13 protein-coding genes and 1 riboswitch are annotated in these 16,011 nt (G+C 44.2%); of the genes, 8 read left to right on the plus strand and 5 right to left on the minus strand.

Annotation, left to right across the window (positions count from 1 at the left end; genetic code table 11):
* From RUW00_RS08730 to RUW00_RS08740, 3 genes are read left to right on the plus strand one after another with little or no spacing between them, the layout of a single operon-like run.
* Window positions 1-2,331 (plus strand): xanthine dehydrogenase family protein molybdopterin-binding subunit, encoded by a 2,331-nt coding sequence (locus tag RUW00_RS08730; protein ID WP_280144771.1) that lies wholly within the window; start codon window positions 1-3, stop codon window positions 2,329-2,331.
* Window positions 2,318-3,160, plus strand: a complete 843-nt coding sequence (locus tag RUW00_RS08735) for an FAD binding domain-containing protein (RefSeq protein ID WP_053573874.1) — start codon at window positions 2,318-2,320, stop codon at window positions 3,158-3,160. The genes RUW00_RS08730 and RUW00_RS08735 overlap by 14 nt, the downstream gene beginning before the upstream one ends.
* Window positions 3,153-3,617, plus strand: coding sequence for a (2Fe-2S)-binding protein (locus RUW00_RS08740; protein ID WP_280144770.1), 465 nt, complete (start codon window positions 3,153-3,155; stop codon window positions 3,615-3,617). The genes RUW00_RS08735 and RUW00_RS08740 overlap by 8 nt, the downstream gene beginning before the upstream one ends.
* A 52-nt stretch (window positions 3,618-3,669) precedes the next feature.
* On the opposite strand, the gene fbp is transcribed toward RUW00_RS08740, so the two are convergent.
* Window positions 3,670-5,595: a fructose-1,6-bisphosphatase gene (fbp, locus tag RUW00_RS08745; protein ID WP_014419314.1), complete on the minus strand. Its 1,926-nt coding sequence runs from the start codon at window positions 5,593-5,595 to the stop codon at window positions 3,670-3,672.
* A gap of 298 nt (window positions 5,596-5,893) precedes the next feature.
* Window positions 5,894-5,974, plus strand: a riboswitch (glycine riboswitch).
* 145 nt (window positions 5,975-6,119) lie between these two features.
* On the opposite strand from fbp, the gene RUW00_RS08750 reads away from it, so the two are divergent.
* Window positions 6,120-7,466 carry an amino acid permease gene (locus tag RUW00_RS08750; RefSeq protein WP_315956588.1) on the plus strand — a complete coding sequence of 449 codons (1,347 nt, stop codon included), beginning with the start codon at window positions 6,120-6,122 and terminating at the stop codon, window positions 7,464-7,466.
* A 140-nt stretch (window positions 7,467-7,606) separates the two neighbouring features.
* Complete coding sequence (locus tag RUW00_RS08755) at window positions 7,607-8,839, plus strand: Fic family protein (RefSeq protein ID WP_065180360.1); 1,233 nt, start codon at window positions 7,607-7,609, stop codon at window positions 8,837-8,839.
* Between the two features lie 42 nt (window positions 8,840-8,881).
* On the opposite strand, the gene ahpF is transcribed toward RUW00_RS08755, so the two are convergent.
* Entirely contained in the window at window positions 8,882-10,411 is a 1,530-nt protein-coding gene (ahpF, locus tag RUW00_RS08760; RefSeq protein WP_280144767.1) for an alkyl hydroperoxide reductase subunit F, read from the minus strand.
* Between the two features lie 13 nt (window positions 10,412-10,424).
* Window positions 10,425-10,988, minus strand: a complete 564-nt coding sequence (gene ahpC, locus RUW00_RS08765) for an alkyl hydroperoxide reductase subunit C (protein WP_004393188.1) — start codon at window positions 10,986-10,988, stop codon at window positions 10,425-10,427.
* Window positions 10,989-11,576: 588 nt separating this feature from the next.
* Between ahpC and RUW00_RS08770 the strand changes: the two genes are divergently transcribed.
* The 3 genes from RUW00_RS08770 to RUW00_RS08780 all read left to right on the plus strand — a co-directional run bounded on the left by RUW00_RS08770 (window position 11,577) and on the right by RUW00_RS08780 (window position 14,251).
* A complete protein-coding gene (locus RUW00_RS08770; protein WP_280144766.1) occupies window positions 11,577-12,488 on the plus strand; it encodes a restriction endonuclease in 912 nt (303 codons plus the stop codon).
* A gap of 148 nt (window positions 12,489-12,636) precedes the next feature.
* On the plus strand, window positions 12,637-13,527 hold the full coding sequence (locus RUW00_RS08775; RefSeq protein ID WP_280144765.1) for a M48 family metalloprotease: 891 nt from the start codon (window positions 12,637-12,639) through the stop codon (window positions 13,525-13,527).
* A gap of 37 nt (window positions 13,528-13,564) precedes the next feature.
* Window positions 13,565-14,251 (plus strand): VOC family protein, encoded by a 687-nt coding sequence (locus RUW00_RS08780; RefSeq protein WP_267543438.1) that lies wholly within the window; start codon window positions 13,565-13,567, stop codon window positions 14,249-14,251.
* Between the two features lie 36 nt (window positions 14,252-14,287).
* On the opposite strand, the gene RUW00_RS08785 is transcribed toward RUW00_RS08780, so the two are convergent.
* Both RUW00_RS08785 and RUW00_RS08790 read right to left on the minus strand, forming a co-directional pair.
* The gene (locus tag RUW00_RS08785) at window positions 14,288-14,743 is read right to left on the minus strand and encodes an RDD family protein (RefSeq protein WP_004393190.1); all 456 of its coding nucleotides are present in this window, start codon (window positions 14,741-14,743) and stop codon (window positions 14,288-14,290) included.
* A gap of 69 nt (window positions 14,744-14,812) precedes the next feature.
* Window positions 14,813-15,979 carry an MFS transporter gene (locus tag RUW00_RS08790; RefSeq protein ID WP_029972996.1) on the minus strand — a complete coding sequence of 389 codons (1,167 nt, stop codon included), beginning with the start codon at window positions 15,977-15,979 and terminating at the stop codon, window positions 14,813-14,815.
* Between the last annotated feature and the right edge of the window lie 32 nt (window positions 15,980-16,011).

The following is a 16,011-nucleotide window of genomic DNA, read 5'->3' on the forward strand; positions in this document are numbered from 1 at the left end:
TTGGAGTATATCGGGAAGAGTGTCATTCGGAAAGAGGCCTTTGAAAAAGTGACGGGTAAAGCGAAATATACGGATGATTTTCAAGAAACAGGCACATTACACGCAAAAATGCTGACCAGTCCATATGCGCATGCCGATATTGTGTCTATGGACTTTTCAGAAGCTTGGAAGATTCCCGGAGTGAGAGCGATATTGGGTGATGAACCTTTTCCGCTTGCAGGTGAGGAAATTAAAGACAGATCGCCGATTGCTTATAAAAGGGTCAGATACCATGGTGAGCCGGTTGCTGTTGTTGTTGCGGAAAATCCAATTACAGCTAAAAAGGCAGCGGATGCCATCAAAGTATCTTATAAACCTCTTCCCGTCGTCAATTCCCCCCGTGAGGCCTTTCAAAAGGATGCGCCACTCGTCCATGAAAATGCGGACCGCTATGAGAAGACAAAAGGTGTATTCCCGGTTCCGAAGACAAATATCGCAAACCTGGATAAGGTTAGAAAAGGAAATATTGAAGACGGGTTTAGGGAAAGTGATGTGACAGCAGAATTCCAGATTTCCTTTAACCCTTCTGATCACGCTGCGATGGAAACAAGGTGCTCGATCGCTGAAATTCGCGCGGATGAGGAGATTATCATTACCACATCCTCTCAAGCTCCTTTTGCCATTAAAAAATTAATGCAGTGGTACTTTGGAATCGAACCCGGAAAGGTTATCGTCAAAACGCCTTTAGTAGGAGGAGCGTACGGGGGAAAAGCAGCCGTTCAATTAGAGGTGATTGCCTATTTGGCATCAAAAGCAGTCGGAGGCCGGCCCGTCAAATTATTTAATACGAGAGAAGAGGATTTGATCACATCTCCCGTTCATATAGGGTTGGATGCTATTGTCAAATTAGGGGCTACAAAGGATGGAATCTTAAAGGCGGCAGACATTCAGTTTTTATTTGATGGCGGAGCGTATTCTGATAAAGGAGTGGACATCAGCCGGGCTGCGGTGGTTGATTGTACGGGTCCGTACGCTATCGACCATATACGGTGTGATTCATATTGTATGTATACGAATCATCCATATCCAAGTGCATTCAGGGGCTACAGCCATGCTGAAGTGTTATTTGCCTTTGAGCGGACGATGGATGTATTGGCGGAAAAGCTGAACATGGACCCGTTAGAACTCCGCTATAAAAATGCCATTCGCCCCGGTGATACCACACCGACTCAAGTTCTTCTCAATTCAAGCACGGTCGGAAATGTGCCGAAGTGCATTGAAAGATTGAAGGAATTAATGAATTGGGACGAGGGACAGCGAATTGAAATCGACGGCCGGAAGATACGAGCGAAGGGAATCAGCTGCATTTGGAAAACTTCAACATTTGATACAAATGCAACGTCCGGGGTTCTTTTAACCTTTAATCCCGATGGAAGCATTAATTTGATGTCAGGGGTAGTGGAAATTGGAACAGGGACAAAAACAGTGCTAGCCCAAATCCTGGCGGAACGAATGAAAATGGATATAAGCAAAATTCATGTAAAAATGCTTATAGATACACAAACAACACCCGAGCATTGGAAAACCGTGGGGAGCAGAGGGACGTTAATGGCCGGAAGAGCCGTACTGAATGCAGCGGAGGAAGCCATTCGAAAGCTGAAGGATGTGGCATCATGTGTGTTGCGGGTTCCTGTCGAGGAATTGGAAGTTGCCGACGGAAAGGTTTATTTTATAGATCATCCTTCTGTACATGTTGACATAAAAGACATTGCTTACGGATATACGTTTCCAAATGGAAATACCATTGGCGGCCAAATCATTGCGAGCGGCAATTACACATTAACCCGGATGACGAATTTAGACCGGGAAACGGGAAGAGGAAAGCCGGGACCCGAATGGGCTGTCGGTGCTCAGGGAATTGAAGTTGAGTTGGATAAACGGGATTATACTTACAGAATTACTAAAGCCTATTCTGTTGTGGATATGGGAACTGTACTGAATGAAAAAGCGGCAAGGGGCCAAGTGATGGGGGCGATGAGTATGGGAATTGCATTTGGAGGAAGAGAGACCTTTGTATTTGATTCATATGGAAGAGTATTAAATCCTCAGCTTAGAACATACCGCCCCCTTCACTATGGAGAGCAGCCTGAATATATCATTGAATTTGTTGAAACCCCGCATGTGATTGCGCCTTATGGGGCGCGCGGCGGCGGGGAACACGGACTGTTGGGGATGCCGGCAGCATTGGGAAATTGCCTGTCCGCCGCTTTAGGTGTCCAATTGAATCAACTTCCTCTCATTCCCGAACAATTATGGAGGACGCAAGAGGGGTGGAAAGATGATACCGTTTGATTTTGACTATTTTAAACCGAAGACCATTCAAGAAACAACCCGTCTGTTTCACTCGCTTGCGGCCGAAAAGAAAACACCAATGTATTATTCCGGCGGCACGGAAATTATCACGTTAGGAAGGCTGAATATCATCTATACGGATGCGGTGATAGATATGAACGCGCTTCCGGGATTTCAAACCATCCGCTTTTATGAAAATGATCTGGTGATCGGAGCGGGCGTGTCATTAACGAAACTGGAGGAAGAAAATCCATTTCCGCTATTAAGTAAAACAGTCAGTGAAATAGCCGATCGGACGACTCGAAATAAGATCAGCCTGGGCGGAAACATTTGCGGGGGCATCTATTACCGTGAGGCCGTGCTGCCGTTGTTAATTTCCGATAGTTTGATAGGGATTGCAGGGAGAGCGGGGATTCATTACCGTCCCATAAATAAAGTATTTAACAAGGAAATACAATTGCAAAAAGGAGATTTTTTATTTCATGTCGTTGTCGATCGAGCGTACGTTGACCTGCCATTTGTCAGTATCAAAAGAAGACAGCAGTGGAATGTCGGGTATCCATTGGTGACAGTCTGTGCGCTGAAAAAAGATGATGAGATCAGAATGGCCTTCAGCGGCGTATGTCCATTTCCGTTTCGTTCTGCTGAAATGGAGGCTGTGCTTAACGATAAAAGCCGATCAGCCGAAGAAAGAGTACGCAGGTCTTTACAATATGTACCCAAACCTGTTCTTGATGATGCAGAAGGCTCAAGTGAATACCGAATATTTGTCTTGCAACATACAATTTTAGATGCCTTACGGGAATTAGAAGGAGGTCCAAATGTCTGATCCTATTACGTTGAAAGTAAATGGCGAGGAAAGACAGATTACGGTCAGACCGGCTGATACTTTGTTATTTGCTCTTCGTCTTCGTCTCGGATTAACTGGTGCAAAGCCGGGCTGCTTAAATGGGGATTGCGGCGCCTGTACGGTATTAACGGACGGGGTGCCGATGAAATCTTGCTTAATGCTTGCGGCAGAAGGGGAAGGAAAGGACATTACGACAATTGAAGGACTGATCAATACGCCGATTCAAAAGGCCTTTATTGAAAAATTCGCGTTTCAATGCGGTTATTGCACACCGGGGTTTCTCATGAATTGTCATGCTTTAGTGAATACTGAGCCGAATGCAAGTGATGACACGATAAAAAATTGGCTGGAGTCCAATATTTGCAGATGTACGGGTTATAGGGAGATTGAAGAAGCGGTTAAATCCGTTTTATATACAGGGAAAGGGACTTCTTAGTTCGTAACCGTAAAAAAAGAGCCCAGAGAATCATCTCTGAACTCCATATTCTTCACTTCATATACCGATACTCCCGCAGCTTCTCCAAAATCGCCACTTCTTTCATCAGTTCTTCACCGACGTTTGTTTCTTTCACTTTCTTCCGCTCCAGCTCTTTGTCGACTAATCGTTTCACTGTTAAGACGTCGGTTCCGGTGCTCAGCACTTCGGCCTTGGAGTTGAAGTGTTTATGGGCGACGAGCTGCATGCCGTAAGAGTTGTATAAGAGTGTGTAGCCGGCGATGCCTGTTGTGGATTGGTAGGCTTTGGAGAAGCCGCCGTCGATGACGATCATTTTTCCGTTTGCCTTGATCGGATCTTCGCCTTCGATTTCTTTTACCGGTGTATGGCCGTTGATGATATGGCCATGATCCGGGTTGAGGCCGAATTCCTTCAGGATGTTTCGGCAGGCTGCTTCGTCTTCACGCAAATAGTAATACGGGTTTTTCTTTTCTTTATGCGTTTCCTTCTCTTTAATGAAATACCGCTCAAAGGTTGTCATGGCGCGTTTTCCGAAGAGGGAAGAGTATTCGCCTGTCCATAAGTACCACGTCATATCTGTCGCCAGATCATCGGTTTCTTCCGGATGGGCAAACGCTTCTCGTAAGAACCGTTCAAATACATCGAGCAGCTCACGACCCGCATAAGCTTTATCCTCTATCATCATCGTTTCCATGCTGCCGTTTTCATCGACGGGAATACAGCCGTGAATCAACAGGTTGCCGTTATATTTTAAATAAAGGCTGCCTTTTTTCATCATAAAATTCATATGGCGGCCCAGCTTTTCGGAGTTCTGAACAGAGAACAGCAGCTTGTCCATGACTTCCGCTTCTTCTTCTAACAGCTCGTCAGGCTGTTTAGGATTCACCGTCGCAAAGCAGGTGTTTTCCAGCTGATATGTTTTTCCGTTCAGCGTGATTTCATTGCGATCATAATCAATCTTTTCCAGTAACAGACGTTCCTCCATATTAAAGTTCGGCCGTCTCTTAATAATCGGGCTCTCAAGCTTGAATTGGATCATCGCGATCGCCTGATGAATTTTTGTGATTTGTTTAATCTCATCTTCCGGTCTGTTTTCGTCCGCTTTCGGGCGGAAAGACGGGTTATCATCGTAATATTTTTCGGCAAGGTTCAATAGCGGTCTCAGATTGATGCCGTAAACGTCTTCAATAATATCCAGATTGTCATAGCGGGCACAGATGCGGATAATGTTTGCCAGGCATACTTTTGAGCCGGAATAAGCGCCTATCCAGAGAACATCGTGATTCCCCCATTGAATATCCACTGAATGATAGTTGATCAGCTCTTCCATGATTTTATCCGGCTGCGGTCCGCGGTCATAAATATCGCCGACAACATGCAGATGGTCGACCACCAATCGCTGCGTGCTGTAGGCAAGACCGGTGATCAGCTTATCGGCCTGGCCGAGCGCAATGATCTGTTCTATGATTTCGGAATAGTATTGTTCCTTGTTGGCGGCTTGTTCTGTTTTGTACAGAAGCTCTTCAGAAATATAAGCAAATTGGGCGGGCAGCGCTTTGCGCAATTTGGAGCGGGTGTACTTGGAAGAACAATAAGAAACGAGCTTAATCATCCGATGAATCGTTTCTTTATACCACTCGTTTAATGCCTCTTTCGTATCAAAGTCATGTTTGATCAGCTTCAGTTTGTCCTCAGGATAATAGACCAAAGCCGCCAGTTCATCAATTTCTCTATCGTAAATGACGCCGCTGAAAATATCGCGGATCTTCTCTTTTACCCTTCCTGAACCGTTCCGCAGCACGTGCTGGAATGCCTGATACTCCCCGTGCAGATCACTGACGAAATGCTCGGTTCCTTTCGGCAGGTTCAGTATCGCTTTCAGATTAATGATTTCCGTGACCACTTTTTCTTCACAATCGTATTTTTGTGCGAGCAGATCTAAATATTTCGTTTCCAATCTCGTCCATCCCCTTTTTATTTACGAGCCATTGTATGGTAAGGTGAATTTAAAGTATGACATAATGTTTAAATCATTAGACCTTATATGATAGTACCGCATAACGCCTTTTTGAGACAATGAAAACGGAAAATACGGCGCTTCAGGCATCGAAAATTGGACCGGGATAACGCCGTGAGCTCATCCCCCTATTGACAATGAATTCAACTTCCATTAAAATAAAAAGTTAGCTGATAGGTATTTCTATCAGAAACTCAATACGTAGCAGGCTATGATTGCTGTGGGTCGCACTACAGCAGGAGCGGCTTCTGGAGAGACCGCGGGTTTTCCGCGGCGCCGAAGGGTTCACAATCTCAGGCAAAAGGACAGAAGAGTACCGAATATGTATTTGTCATGCTGTTGATTGTCGGCGGCGCAGATATAATTTGATATTCTTATGACCATGAGATTGGAGGGCATCCAATCTCTTTTTTTATTGGCTTTTTTTGCTCGTCGTTCACTAGAGAGGTAAGGAGGAGTCAGATGTGGAGCAACGAGAGCTAAAGAGGGACTTATCGAATCGGCACGTGCAGCTGATCGCCATTGGCGGCACGATCGGCACCGGATTGTTTTTAGGGTCCGGTAAGGCGATTCAGCTGGCGGGTCCTTCTATCATCTTTGCGTATTTTATTGTAGGAATTGCGCTTTTTTTCGTCATGCGGGCGCTGGGAGAACTGCTGTTATCTAAAGCGGGCTACCAATCATTAACGGATATTGCCGAGGCGTATTTAGGGCCGCGTGCAGCGTTTGTCACCGGCTGGACCTACTGGTTTTGCTGGATTATGACGGCTATGGCGGATGTGATCGCCGTCGGTGTGTATGTGAAATATTGGTTTGATATTCCGCAGTGGATTCCGGCACTTATCTGTTTGCTCATTTTATTAGGGCTTAATCTGTTAACGGTTAAGATTTTTGGAGAATTGGAGTTTTGGTTCGCCTTAATTAAGGTAGTCACGATTCTCGCGTTAATTGTCATCGGTGTGGTTCTGCTGGTGATTGGGTTCAAAACGCATACCGGAACGGTTTCAGCGGCGAATCTGTGGGAGCACGGCGGCTTGTTTCCGAACGGACTTTCAGGTTTTTTGCTTTCGTTCCAGATGGTGATTTTCGCCTATGTCGGTGTGGAATTAGTGGGTGTGTCGGCGGCGGAAACGTCAAATCCGAAAAAAAATATTCCGTCCGCTATCAATAAAATTCCATTGCGGATTTTATTTTTCTACGTCGGGGCATTGCTCATTCTTTTATGTATTAACCCGTGGATGCAGCTGAATGCGGCGGAAAGTCCTTTTGTGAGGACCTTCAGTCTGGTCGGCATCCCGTTAGCCGCGGGAATTATTAATTTTGTCGTATTAACGTCTGCTGCTTCTGCTTGTAACAGCGGGATGTTTTCAACAAGCCGGATTTTGTATAACTTAAGCAAAACGAAACAGGCGCCTGCAAGTTTTGCGAAGCTGAATAAAAATCATGTGCCGAGCCGCGCATTATGGATATCGGTTATTGTGCTGTCAGCGGGCGCTCTTTTAAGCAAATTGATACCGGAAGCGGCTTTTGGCATCGTGACAACCATCAGCGCGATTTGTTTCATTTGGGTGTGGGGCGTGATTCTTGTCTGTCATATCAGATACAGGAAAACCCGTCCGGACTTACACGCAAGCTCGTCTTTCAAGGCGCCGTTTGCGCCGTTTATCAATTACGCCGTGCTGGCGCTGTTTGCCGTCATTCTGGTGATTATGCTGTTTGCGGATGCAACACGCCCGGCTTTGCTGCTAACGCCGCTGTGGTTTATTGGATTATTTCTTATCTATCGGGCGAGAGGGAGAAAGACAGATTGAATTGCTTCAGACGGTGTACTGCCATGCAGTACGCCGTTTTTTGTTTTGATTGGAAAGCGGGAATATTTGTTAGAAATCAGGCTATAATGATTGTATAATTTTAAAAAAGTGTATAATTTTAAATTAAGCGAGGTGGTAATATGAAGTATGAGAAGTTATCTAAGCTTTTTTATAAAATGGATGCTGATTCATATGAGAAAGAATGTAAAAAGAGAACAAGCAGCTATGGCAGTTATTCAACATCATTAAACATACGGGGGTTCCGAAAAGGCCGACCCACGGGCGATTCATTTGAGTTATTCTATGTGAATACACATAAACTCATGAAGCTGAATAATGAAGTGTTGTTAAACAGTTCCAAAATTTCATCCCTTATCAGTCAGCTCCCCGAATTTGCCGTCAAACCTTATTTTGATAAATTAATTATTAATGAAGCACAGAGTAATAATGAAATTGAAGGAATCCGCAGTACAAAAAAAGAATTGAAAGAGGCTCTTAAAGCGTTAGAACAATCCGAGCCCTCACATAAGCGGTTTGTCGGATTGATGAAAACATATCAATTTATAGACCGAATTCCGTCGTTTACAAGCATTCATGACTTTAGGGAATTATATGACGAGCTGGTCGCAGATGAAATCGGAGCAGAAGATGCGCCGGATGGTGAGCTATTCAGAAAAGGCTATGTTGAAGTGAACGATGGGAACATGACCACCCATATCGGCGTTAATTCTGAACAGAAGATAACAGAAGCGCTTGAGGCTTTAATTGCTTATCTTCATGATGAAACACATCCCCAGCTGTATCGTTACATGACAGCTCATTACTACTATGAATACATTCATCCTTTTTATGACGGCAATGGAAGAACAGGACGCCTTATCGTTGGGAGTTATTTGTCCCGATACTTAGAAAAATATTCAGCCATCACTTTTTCTTACGCAGTTAATAAGAACAAAGATAAGTATTATAAGGCATTAGAGGAAATTCCCGCACCTTTAAACCGGGGAGAGCTGACTTTTTATTTAATGGATATGCTGGAATTGCTTCTGTCAGGACAAAAAGGGATTATTGAGGATCTTGAATTTAATTTAATGAAACTGAAACGAATTAGGAACTATATTGATAGCGATCAATGGGCTGATTATAAAGATGAACGTGATATTTTTAATATCATTATCACGATTAATGTATTTGTAAATGATCAGGTTACGCTGTCGGTGCAAGATTTAATGGAGCTCTCAAATAAATCGAGACATAAAATTAACAGAGTAATGGATTATTTAGAACAGCAAGGATTTGTTGAGCTGGTAAGCAGAAGGCCAAAATCTTATAAAATCAGGGAGGATTGTTTAGAGGAGATACTGCCTTCTTAATTCATATTTAAAAAAGCCGCCATATGAATGGCGGCTTTCACATTAATTCCGGATCAAATAATCAAATGCGCCTAAAGCGGCAGTTGCACCTGATCCCATGGAGATAATGATTTGGTTGTACGGGCCGTCTGTGCAGTCCCCTGCGGCAAATAGGCCGGGAACGCTTGTCGCGCCGCTCTTATCGACGATGATTTCGCCGATGCGGTTGCGTTCGACAGTTTCGTCTAACCATTCTGTATTAGGCACGAGACCGATTTGGACGAATACACCTTGAAGTTCAACGTGTTTTTCTTCGCCTGTTTCACGGTCAACGAACGTAATGCCGTTTACGTTTTGATCGCCAGTGATTTCTTTCGTTTGTGCATTTTTGTGCACAGTGACGTTTGGCAGGCTGTAAAGACGTTTTTGCAGGACTTCGTCTGCTTTCAGTTCAGGCGCGAATTCCAGCACAGTCACGTGATTGACGATACCTGCAAGGTCAATCGCCGCTTCGATTCCGGAGTTTCCGCCGCCGATAACGGCTACGTCTTTGCCTTCAAACAATGGTCCGTCACAGTGCGGGCAGTATGCAACACCTTTGTTTTTGAACTCTTGCTCACCAGGTACGTTGACATTGCGCCAGCGGGCACCTGTTGAAAGGATCACTGTTTTACTTTTCAGTACAGCGCCGTTTTCAAGTTCAAGTTCGAAGAGGTCTTTTTTCTCAAGGCGTTTCGCACGCTGAAGGTTCATGACGTCAATATCATAATCTTTCACGTGCTCTTCAAGGCTTGCGGCGAGCTTCGGTCCTTCAGTCGCTTTGACGCTGATGAAGTTCTCGATGCTCATGGTGTCGAGTACCTGGCCGCCGAAGCGTTCAGCGACGACACCGGTGCGGATGCCTTTACGCGCCGTGTAGATCGCCGCGCTTGCGCCGGCAGGTCCGCCGCCGACAACAAGAACGTCAAACGGGTCTTTGTCGGCAAACTCAGACGCATCTGCGCCGCTGCCCATTTTCGCGAGAATCTCTTCGATGGTCATACGGCCGCTTCCGAAAGATTCACCGTTTAAGAAAACAGTCGGAACAGCCATGATGTTTTTGCTTTCTACTTCTTCTTTGAATGCCGCGCCGTCAATCATTGTATGTGTGATATTCGGGTTCAGCACGCTCATCATGTTTAATGCTTGGACGACATCAGGGCAGTTGTGGCACGTCAGGCTGATATAAGACTCAAAGCGGTATTCTCCGCTGATGTTCTTAATCTGGTCAATGACCTTTTGATCAGCCTTAGGCGCTCTGCCGCTGACTTGAAGCAATGCCAGCACTAATGATGTAAATTCGTGGCCGAGAGGAACACCGGCGAATGTAACGCCTGTGTCTTCTCCGGTACGATTAACGCTGAAGCTCGGTGTTCTGTTTAATTCAGTTTGTTCAACTGAAATTTTAGATGACATGGAAGCCAGCTCGTCAACGAGAGCCAGCATGTCCTTAGAAGTGTCATCGTCACCGGCGCTTACTTTGAGAACAATGTCGTTCTCAATTAGCTGCATGTATTGATTTAATTGTGCTTTGATATTTGCATCAAGTACCAATGGAATGCACTCCTTAGATTTTACCTACCAAATCAAGGCTAGGTGTAAGTGTTTCGCCGCCTTCTTCCCATTTAGCCGGGCAGACTTCACCTGGGTTTTGACGAACGTATTGAGCTGCTTTGACTTTGTTTACAAGGTTGCTTGCGTCACGGCCGATACCGCCTGCATTGATTTCAACTGTTTGGATCACGCCATCAGGATCGATGATGAATGTTCCGCGGTCAGCAAGACCAGTTTCTTCGTCAAGAACGTCGAAGTTGCGGGAGATCGTTTGAGATGGGTCACCGATCATTGCGTAAGTGATTTTGCCGATTTTTTCAGAGCTGTCATGCCAGCCTTTGTGTACGAAGTGAGTATCTGTAGAAACAGAGTATACTTCAACGCCTAATTCTTTCAGTGCAGCGTATTGTCCTTGAAGATCTTCAAGTTCAGTCGGGCAAACGAAAGAGAAATCCGCTGGGTAGAAGCAGAAAACGCTCCATTGACCTTTCAAATCTTCGTTTGTTACATCGATGAATTCACCGTTTTTAAAAGCTTTTGCTTCGAATGGCAGTACTTCTTTTCCGATTAAAGACATAATATCTTCCTCCTGAAATGTGATTTGAAATATATTAAAAAGACAAAGCATTCACTTTATCTTTCAATAATAATTCTAATTATATATAGATTATTAAATAACATTTATTTTTTGTCAAGCTATATGGGGTATTATTTTCTGCTTTTTTTTGCTTCAGACGTTAAAAAACGCCTGGTATAAGCGGTTTGGCGCTGTTTGTCATGTTTAGCGCCGGGCGAAAGGGGGATTCTCAATTGGTGCAGAATAATATCAAGAATCCACCCTCTATATGGTAGTATAAACCAAAGAGGGGACGGTCATGCAAATAAAGTAACTTTGTTCAGGAACACTTTTGTGAATGGGTGTTAGGTTTTAAAAAAAATGATGAGTCCGGTGACTGGAATTTAAAGATATATATTTGTTTTGAACTTATTCAATTATGGATAGCGGATGTTCTCATATTAGCTATACCTCATATATCATCATGAGTGATTTTGAAAGAGATTTAAGTGTGAAATGAAGATGGTTTTACGCAGGGGTGTTAGGAACGCAAAAATAATATAAATATCAAGCCGGTTTTAACAAAGACGTTAAATAGGAGTGTAGAAGTTGACCATACCAGGATATCAAGAATTTATGTACCCTTTTTTAAAGATTCTTTCAGATAAAAAGGAGCACAGATTACAAGACTTATACGTGAAATTAGCAAAAGAGTTAAACCTGTCAGAGGAAGATGCAGAAAAATTATTACCCAGCGGAAACCAAAAAGTACTTCATAATCGAATCGGTTGGGTAAGAACATATTTAAGTAAAGCCGGTTTAATCGACATTGTCAGACGGGGTGTTTTTCAGATCACCAGCGAAGGCTTAGAAATAATTAATGACCCGAGTGTCGCCAGTATAGATAATAGATTTCTAATGAAGTATAAGAGCTTTCAGAGATTCAAACAAACGGGTAAAGACAGCAATCAACAGGAAAGTGAGCCGTCGATTACTTCAGAGCCCAGAACTCCCAATGAAATCATTGAACAGAATTATAATGCTGTTAAAAATGAGATTAAAGAAGAGTTACTGAACCAAATATACAAATGTTCTCCTGCCTTTTTTGAAAAACTAGTCGTAGAATTGCTTGTTGCTCTTGGATACGGCGGTTCATTAACAGATGCAGGCACGGCTATAGGGAGATCTGGAGATGGCGGCATAGATGGAGTTATCAAAGAAGACATTTTAGGGCTGGATATGATTTATCTTCAAGCCAAGAGGTGGAAAGATTCTGTTTCAAGGCCGGAAATACAAAAATTTGCGGGCAGCCTGGATGGGAAAAAAGCGAAAAAGGGTGTGTTTATTACTACATCTGTATTTACTGATGGCGCAAAAGAATATGTTAAAGTGATCGATAAAAAAATTATATTAATTGATGGGGAGAGGCTGACGGATTTAATGTTCAACTATAATATCGGGGTTAGTTTAGAGAATACTTTTGTTATCAAGAGAGTAGACCTGGATTATTTTGAAGAGTGATTAAAAAGAGGTGCTGTTAAAAACAGCACCTCTTTTTCGGAAAAAATTGGATGAACATCTTTACAATGCTATTTTCGGAACCGATAATAAAAAGACAGTTTAAGTAGTGGTAAATCATTCAAACATAATAAAAAAAGGGTGATCAAAAATGGAAGTTAGAAAAACAAAGTTCAATTATTTATACATTGTTTGGTCTGGGCTGACAGTTTTGATTTCAATTATGATCTTCAGAACATTATTTCCTTTGGCGCTTTTTCCAACGGTTCTTCTTTTTTTATCCGTTTACGGATTGTTATTCTTTATGAATTACGGACTTTTTGGGGACTGGAGAAATAGAATAAGGGCCGGGTTAAGGCGCCCGGCAACCATTGGAGAAAAGGAGTACCTTGAAAGGTTAAACGATGAAGTTTTTATAAGCGTACAAAGACATTATCCTCATGTGAAAAAAGCGGATCTTTTTTTAATAGATGATGAGGGTATTAATGCATTTGCACTGGGGTTTAAAACGATAGGATTGACTTCGGCGACTATGAGAAATTTAAGTGATGGTGAGCTAAAAGCGGTACTGGCCCATGAGTATGCGCATCTTGCTTTTAAAGACACATTACACCTTGTGATGTTTAATTCCAGTTTTACTATTTTGAGTATCGCACTGTTGCCGCTGTATGTGATGGGATTCTTTATATGTTTTATTCTGGGGTGTATTGAAGGGCTTCTGAACGGCGGATCAAATCCTTCTGTGTCTGGGGGGTTATTAAATATATTCTTCAGGCTGGTCGGATGGTGTTACATAACGTACTGCCGTTTGGGATTTTATTTTGTGAATATCGGAAGCAGAGATTTTGAATATCGGGCAGATGAAGTAGCTGCGAAAGCGGGTTTCGGAGATGAGCTGTTAGAATTTTTCTATCGGATTGAACGTGAACATATTGACGTTCGAAAAGGTTTTATCGCTTTATTAGCTTCCACTCACCCCTATACTGCTTACCGAATTGAGAATATTGAATCATTTTTGAACGGAGTCAGACAAGAATATTGATGCATTCATTGTCTTTATAACCAAAGGGGGTATGATCATGCAAATAAATAACATTACTTTGTACAGTTGTGCGTTGGAGGAGACGAAACACTTCTATGAACGGGTGTTAGGTTTTCCTTTAATTGATGAGTCCGGTGATTCGTTTACCATCAAGGCGGGAGAAAGTGAGTTGGAATTCAGGCGCGCCGATTCTCACTCTCAACCGACGTATCATTTTGCGTTTAACATTCCGAATAATCGTTTTGATGAGGCGAAGGCGTGGATAAAGGATAAAGTCGTTTTTCAAACGGAAGATGGGGAGGATGAGGTGTATTTCTCCCATATTCAGGCGCGTTCCTTTTATTTTAAAGATCCGTCCAACAATCTGGCGGAATTCATCGCGAGAGACACATCGCCGCCAAGCGCGGAACGTTTTTCGATTGAGTCCGTTCTGAATATCGGTGAGGTGAATCTGACGGCTGCCGAGGTCGTATCAACCGGGAGGGAGCTGCAGCGTTTCGGCATTCCGGTGAGAAAGCATGCGCCTCTTAGTGAAAACGGGTTTCATTTTATGGGTGATTACAATGATGGGGCGTTTTTGCTTTTAGGGCCGAGCGGCCGCCGCTGGATTTTTTCTGATCAGCATGCGGAGTTCCATCCGCTGTCTGTCGTTGTGAACGGGACGATCCGCATTGAGGCTGACGGAAAGGGCGGCATTGACATCAGGCGGGCACAGCCGTCATAAAAAAGCCCGGGCTCAAAAGGCCCGGACTTGGGGACATTATTTATAGACAACACGGGTGCTGCACATGATGTCGTGCAGCGTTTTTTTCTCTCCGAAGGCGCCCATGATGAATCCGATATAAAGAATGAGCTTAGATATGATATATGCGAAAGCGCGTCCGAAGGCCTGGCCGATGGAAATGCGTCCGCCATCTTCATTGACGACCTTAAGGCCGAGCAATGCTTTTCCCAGTGTCCCCTGCATCTTTGAGGCCGTGAGCAGGCTGAAATATAAGATACTGATCACAAAAGAGCTCACAAGAATCGGGATGACGCCGAACACCAGAAAAGAGATGTTAAACTGATTTTCGGTCATGAAGGGGTCAGCCGCCGCAACGCCTGCCGCAAATAAAAAAGAGACCATAAATTGAATGATAAAAATCGGAATTCCTATGATGATTTGATCAATGACGTAAGCCAGAAACCGAATCCAAAATCCTGCCGGTCTTTCCATGTATCTTTTTCTCTCCCTTGCTTTAATCTGGAATATTATACGTAATCATTCCGGATTTTGCAACGGAGCTTAAGCTTCTGCGAGCAGCCTCTTTCCCCATGCCAAGCGTCCCATGATCAGCCCGAAAGCCAGAAGGGCAAACATGATGCCGCACCACATCAGCTGATGGATTCCTAAATGGGAAATAAACCAGCCGCCCGCCGCCGTTCCGATGGTGATGCCGAGGTTGGAAAAAGAGACAAACAGGCTGTTGCCGAATTCGGGGGCCTCCTTTGCTTCCGCAGTAAGCCATGTCTGGCTGACAATGAGCCCGCCGGAATGAACGGCGCCCCATACGAAGACGAGGACGGCCATCGGCGCGAAAGACGTCCCAAACCCGTATATGAGCAAGTAGGCGGCTGTATAAAGAAGCGGAAACAGGATGACGGTCTTTTTCATATTTTTATATAACAAAGCGCCGAAGACGAAATTCCCGGCTATCATAATGACTCCGAAGCTCATCAGCATGAAGCTGACCCATGTGCCGTTCATATGGGACACCCGTCCGAGGTACTCCGCAAAATAGCTGTAGACAGAAAACATGGCCGCAAAGAGACAGGTGACGGCAGCGATATTAAGCCACAAGACCGGCTTGCGAAGGATGCCGAGCTGGCTTCTGAAAGACATGTTTTCTGTGACCGGCATGGATGGCAAAAAGAGAAGAATGCCCGTGAATGCGATGAGACTGATGATAGCGCCGAATAGGAATGCTGATTCAAGGGAGAGACGATCCGCCAGATAAGACGTGAAAGGCACGCCGAACGCAAAGCCGGCGGTGATGCCTGAAAAGACTTTCGTTACGGCTTTTCCGGATTGGCCGGCGGGGACAAGCCGGGCCGCGGCCGCAAGCGCTACAGAAAAGAACACCGGGTGGCATAAAGCCGGAATGATCCGAAACGCCAGCATGACACTGAAATGCGCCGTATACGCGTAGACCGCATTTGAAACGGCAAACATCAGCACCGCCAAAAGCAGAATGTATTTCCGGTTTATGCCTGAAGCAAGCAAGGTTAAAAACGGTCCCGACACAGCGACGATGAACGCGAAAATGCTGACAAGCCACCCCGCTTTTGAAGCAGAAATATGAAATCTGTCCGCCACTTGCGGAAGAACGCCGATAATGCCCATTTCGGTCGTGATAATTCCGAAAACCCCTAATGCCAAAAACAGAATGAAGATGGAGCTGCTTTTTTTCATTGTTATGTATGCCTCCTTTTATAACTACATAT

The organism is Bacillus sp. IS1, assembly GCF_032461585.1.
Lineage (GTDB): Bacteria > Bacillota > Bacilli > Bacillales > Bacillaceae > Bacillus > Bacillus velezensis.